This window comes from Frankia sp. AgKG'84/4 (assembly GCF_023242965.2).
Lineage (GTDB): Bacteria > Actinomycetota > Actinomycetes > Frankiales > Frankiaceae > Frankia.
In genome coordinates this window covers 1-4868 of the sequence record NZ_JALKFU020000405.1, presented here as the reverse complement: position 1 = coordinate 4868, position 4868 = coordinate 1, and the positions used below count along the sequence as shown (strand labels likewise).

Genomic DNA, 4868 nt, shown 5'->3' with positions numbered 1-4868 from the left:
GCGGACCCCCCGCCGGCCGCCGGCAGGCTGGCGGCGGCCATCGCGCGCTGCGCGGCCTGCATCATCGGCATCGGTCGGCCGCTGGCCGCGCGCCGAGCGGTCAACCGCAGGTAGTACGGCCGCCCGACGGCCGTGAGTAGCGCACCCGCTGCCGCGTAACAGCCGATGACGAGCGCTCCCTGGCCGACCCCAGGGCCGACGCCGTAGACAACGTCGCGCAACACGTCGAGCAGGCCAGTCGCGAAGACGTAGGGATGCAGCGCCCGGAACGGTTCGGGCAGGAACGAGGGCGGAAACGCCCCGCCCGACGAGGGCACGCTGAGGAACACGAAGATGACCATCGCCGCACCGCTGACGAACCGGCCGAAGAAGTACGCCAGCCCGTTGACGAGCAGCCCGACGGCCAGCGCCGCGGCGAAGCCCAGCAGCCACAGCTGCGGGAAGTGCCCGTGCACGGCGCCGAGGACGGGCCCGACGAGCAGGGCGCTGAGCCCGGAGAGCACGAACCCGGCGCCGGCGATGATGCCGAGGCGGACCCGGTGGCGCAGGACCGCGCCCATCATCCCGACGAACATGCCGACCATGTAGGCCGGGATCGTCCACAGCAGCGCGGCGTAGAACAGCGACGTGCCATAGGCGTCGTGCCTGGGCAGCGGGGCGAGATCGTCGATGACGAGGGTCGTGCCCTGCGCGGCCGCGACCGGCGCGAAGCTCTGCCGGGCGACCTGGGCGAGCTGGAACTGCTCGGCGCTGGTGATCGTGAGCCGGGCCGGGGTGCCGGCGGACCCGGGAGTGAAGACCGCCGCGAGGTCGCCGCTGCGCAGCTCGCCACGGACCTCGTCGACCGAGCCGACCGTCGACACGGCCAGCACGCCCCCGGAGGCGTCCTGCAGCCGCTGCGCGAACGTGTCGGCCGCGGCGCCGGTGCCGACCACGGCGACCGGGATGTTCCGCGGGTTCGGCTGGTGGAAGGCGTTGACGTAGCACAGACAGAAGGCCAGCACGAACAGCAACGGGAGCCAGAGCTGCAGGCCGATCATCTGCACCGCGGGGGGTAGCTGCGCGTACCGCTGTCGGTACCGCGCCCACGGACCGGGCCGGGCCGCGGACGTGTCGCCGCCGGATGCCGGGGCCTCGACGGTCATGACGAGCCACCTCTCTCACGTGCTGGTCGGCCTGGTGTCGCCCGGACCGGACGAAGCGTCCCCGCCACGAACGGGCCCGCCCAGCGTCGGACTGTAGCCCGAAAGTGAGACTCAGTCCAACTCTCGAGCCGAGATCTCACAGGTGGTATCCTGATCACGTGGCCAGAAGCTCCGCGCCCTCCACCGCCGGATCCGGCGGCACCGCCGCTCCTGGCGGCGATCTGCGCAGCCGCACCCGGCGCGCCCTGCAGGCGGAGATCATGGCCGTCGCGTTCGATCTGTTCGACCAACAGGGCTTCGAGGCGACCACCATCAACCAGATCGCCGAGCGCGCCGGCCTGTCCCGCAGCAGCTTCTTCCGCTACTTCGCCACCAAGGAGGACGTCGTCCTGCTCGGGATCGAGGAGCGCGGCCTGCGCCTGCACGACGCGCTGGCCGCCCGCCCGGCGGACGAGGCGCCCTGGCAGGCGCTGCGCCAGGCGCTGCGGCTCGTCGCGGCCGAAGGCGCGGCCAATCCCGACCGGACCCTACGGCTGTCCCACATGATGGCCATCACCCCGTCGCTGCAGGCCCGCCAGCTGCAGCGGGTCCACGGCTGGCAGCGGCTGCTCACCCCTGAGCTGGCCCGCCGGCTGGGCCCCGCCGCAGCCGGCGCCGTCGACCCGCGGCCGGACGCGCTGGCCTCCGCGGCGCTCGGCTGCTATCAGGCCGCCATGACGGCCTGGCGGGAGTCCGACGGCCACGCCGACCTGCCCGCACTGCTCGACCAGGCGATGAACGCTCTCGTCAGCTAGCGCGACGCCCGCGCCAGCCGGCGGCCGGGGCGCGCGTCGGCGCGAACTCGGTGGCCAGCAGTGCCACATCGTCGCCCAGGGCGGAGCCGGTCCAGCGCCGTAGCGCTCCCACCAGGTCGACGAGCCCGCTGTCGAGGCCGCCGTCGGCGCCGAGGGCGTCCCGGACGGCCGGCAGGACCGGGAAGAACTCCCGGGTCCGCGGATGGCGCGCCTCGGCCAGGCCGTCGGTGTAGAACAACATCCGGTCGCCGGTGAGCAGCCAGTCGCGGACCACCCGGTCGCCGTTACTGCCGAGGCCGAGCGGCATGCGCCGCTGGTCGGTGGCCAGCAGGCGCGCGACACCCCGGCGCAGCAGCAACGGATCGGGATGGCCGGCGTTGATCAGGATCAGCCGGGCGCCGTCGACCTGGGCGAACACGGCCGTGACAAAGTCCTCCGGATCACCGGAGCGGCCGACCTCGGCGTCGAGGGCCCGCACGATCTCCTCCGGGTCGGCCACCCGGTCGGCGAGGACCCGGAAGGTGGCCGTGACCCGGCTGGCCAGCCGGACGGCGTCCAAACCCTTCCCCCGCGCGTCGCCGACGAGGATCCGCACGCCCCACCGGCTCTCCACCACCTCGTACAGGTCGCCGCCGACGCTGGCCTGGGCACTGGCACTGTCGTAGCTGACCGCGAGGCGCAGCCCGCCGAGACGGGCCGGCACGCCCCCGAGAATGGCCCGCTGCGCCACATCCGCCACCCGGGTCACGTCCCGCAGCCGGGCCTCCCGCCGGATCCGGTCCCGGCTGGCCGCCACCGCGATCAACCCCCCGGCCGCGATCACCACCAGTCGGATGACCTGGGCCGGCGCGCCCTCGTGGCCCACCCCGCTGTAGTAGCCGAGGCTGATGCCCTGCAGCGCCGCGGCGATCATCGCGAGCACCGCGTACACCGCGGTCACCCAGGGACAGGCCAGCGCCGCCGCAAGCAGCGGACTGATCACCATCGCGGTGATGACGGTGTACTCGCGGTCTCCGCTGAACCCCAGGGCGATGACCGCGACCAGGACGGCGAGCGGGATCAAGGGCCGGACCCGGCCCGCCCTGCCCGCGTGCCGCAGCGGCGGCCGAACCGCCCGACGCCTCGCAGGCCTCAGGTGAGCAATCACTACTCGCAGTATGCGCTCGAAGGGCGCGAGGGGAACGTCGAGCGCGGCCAACCCCGCGTTGGCGATGTGGTCGCGACTATCCCCTTCCGGACCCTAGATCGCGGGGGTCGCGGGGGTCGCGGGGCGGATACGGAGAATTCATCTCGCACCCCCAATGAGAGGCTTGCACCTAAACGTGTTACTTTCCGCACTACGTCGGACCCTGCCCGCAGGGCGCCCTCGAGGAAAGGCGGGACGTGACCGCACCGCACCTGGAACGAGAACCGCGGGTACTCCCGCCACGGCTCGACCCCCGGGGTTCCGGGCCCGGCCGGGCGGGACGGGGCATCGTCGGAGGACCACCTCCGCGGCGCCGACGGGGCCTGCTGTCGCTGCTCGCCTTCCTGTCGACCTGCGTGCTCCTGGTCACGGTCGGCGGCTGGGCCACGTACACGTTCATCAACGGCAAGGTCAACCGCATCGACCTCGGTCTCGGGTCGGACGGCTCCAGCGGCGTCGGCGTGGCGAACTACCTGCTGGTGGGCACAGACGACCGGCCGGGCCTGGACGGGCAGCGCTCGGACACCACCATCCTCGCGCACCTGGACAAGGACGGGACGACGACGATGGTCTCGTTCCCGCGCGACATGTACGTCACCATCCCTGAATACACTGACAAGGATGGAAAGCAGCACGCCGCGACGAAGGACAAGTTCAACTCCGCGATCGCCGCTGGCGGCGCGCCGCTGCTGGTGAAGACCGTGCAGAGCCTCACCGGCATGCAGGTCGACCACTACATCTCCATGAATCTCAAGGGTTTCAAGGATCTCACCGACGCCGTCGGCGGGGTCCAGGTCTGTATCAAGGCGAACGCGGCCGCCCAGCACTTCCAGGACGACAACGGCCGGTGGCGGACCAGCACGAACACCAACGACCCGATGAGCGGCTTCGTCGGCGGCCCGGGCACCATCGAGGTCAACGGCGACCAGGCCCTCGCCTTCGTCCGCCAGCGTCACGGTCTGCCCGCCGGCGACACCGACCGCATCGCCCGTCAGCAGCAGTTCATCGGCGCCATGTTCCACAAGATCATGTCCGGTGACACGCTGTCGAACCCCCTCAAGGTCGAACGGCTGACCTCGGCCGCCGCGAGCGCGCTCACCCTCGACGAGAACACCCCGCTCACCAGCCTGCGGGCGCTCGCGACCCGCATCAAGGGGCTGGCCAGCGGCGGCATCCGGATGCAGACCGTGCCCACCCACGCGCCGACCCGCGCCGAGGGCGCCGTCGACGACATGGGTGACATCAAGCTGCACGGCAAGCGGGCATCGGTGCAGTTCTACCGGCCCGACGACCTCGCCCGCCTGGTCGCGCCACTCGGCGGGAAGGTCGAGGGCGCCACCCCCATCGACGACACCACCGGCGGCGCCGGGCCGTCACTGGCGGCCGGGACGATCGCCGAGCCCGCCCAGGTACGGGTCGCCGTCTTCAACGGCTCCACCCGCACCGGGCTGGCCGCCAAGGTCGTCAGCGAGCTGACCACGAAGGGCTTCCGCGCCCGCAACTCGGGCAACGCCTCGGCCCTGACCCACGAGACCTCCCGGGTCATCTACGGCACCGGGCAGCAGGCCGAGGCCCGCGCCGTCGCCGCGGCCGTGCCGGGTTCGACCCTGCTGCCCGACGCGACCGTCACCGGCGTGCAGCTCGTCCTCGGCTCCAGCTTCACCGAGGTCGTCACCCCCACCGTGGGCTCCGCCGCTCCCGCTCCCGCCTCCGCGGCGCCCGCAGGGCCCGCCGCCCCCGCAC

Annotated in this window: 4 protein-coding genes; 2 read left to right on the top strand and 2 right to left on the bottom strand. The window is 72.6% G+C overall.

Annotation, left to right across the window (positions count from 1 at the left end; translation table 11 throughout):
- Positions 1 to 1145, bottom strand: a 1145-nt coding sequence (locus tag MXD58_RS20015; protein ID WP_250609723.1) for an ABC transporter permease, incomplete at its 3' end; no start/stop codon positions are given.
- Between the two features lie 158 nt (positions 1146 to 1303).
- Here MXD58_RS20015 and MXD58_RS20010 point away from each other — a divergent pair.
- On the top strand, positions 1304 to 1939 hold the full coding sequence (locus MXD58_RS20010; protein ID WP_248839013.1) for a TetR/AcrR family transcriptional regulator: 636 nt from the start codon (positions 1304 to 1306) through the stop codon (positions 1937 to 1939).
- Here MXD58_RS20010 and MXD58_RS20005 read toward each other — a convergent pair.
- Complete coding sequence (locus MXD58_RS20005; protein WP_248839014.1) at positions 1932 to 3002, bottom strand: PP2C family protein-serine/threonine phosphatase; 1071 nt, start codon at positions 3000 to 3002, stop codon at positions 1932 to 1934. The genes MXD58_RS20010 and MXD58_RS20005 overlap by 8 nt on opposite strands.
- A 320-nt stretch (positions 3003 to 3322) precedes the next feature.
- Between MXD58_RS20005 and MXD58_RS20000 the strand changes: the two genes are divergently transcribed.
- Positions 3323 to 4868, top strand: a 1546-nt coding sequence (locus MXD58_RS20000) for an LCP family protein (protein ID WP_250609722.1), incomplete at its 3' end; no start/stop codon positions are given.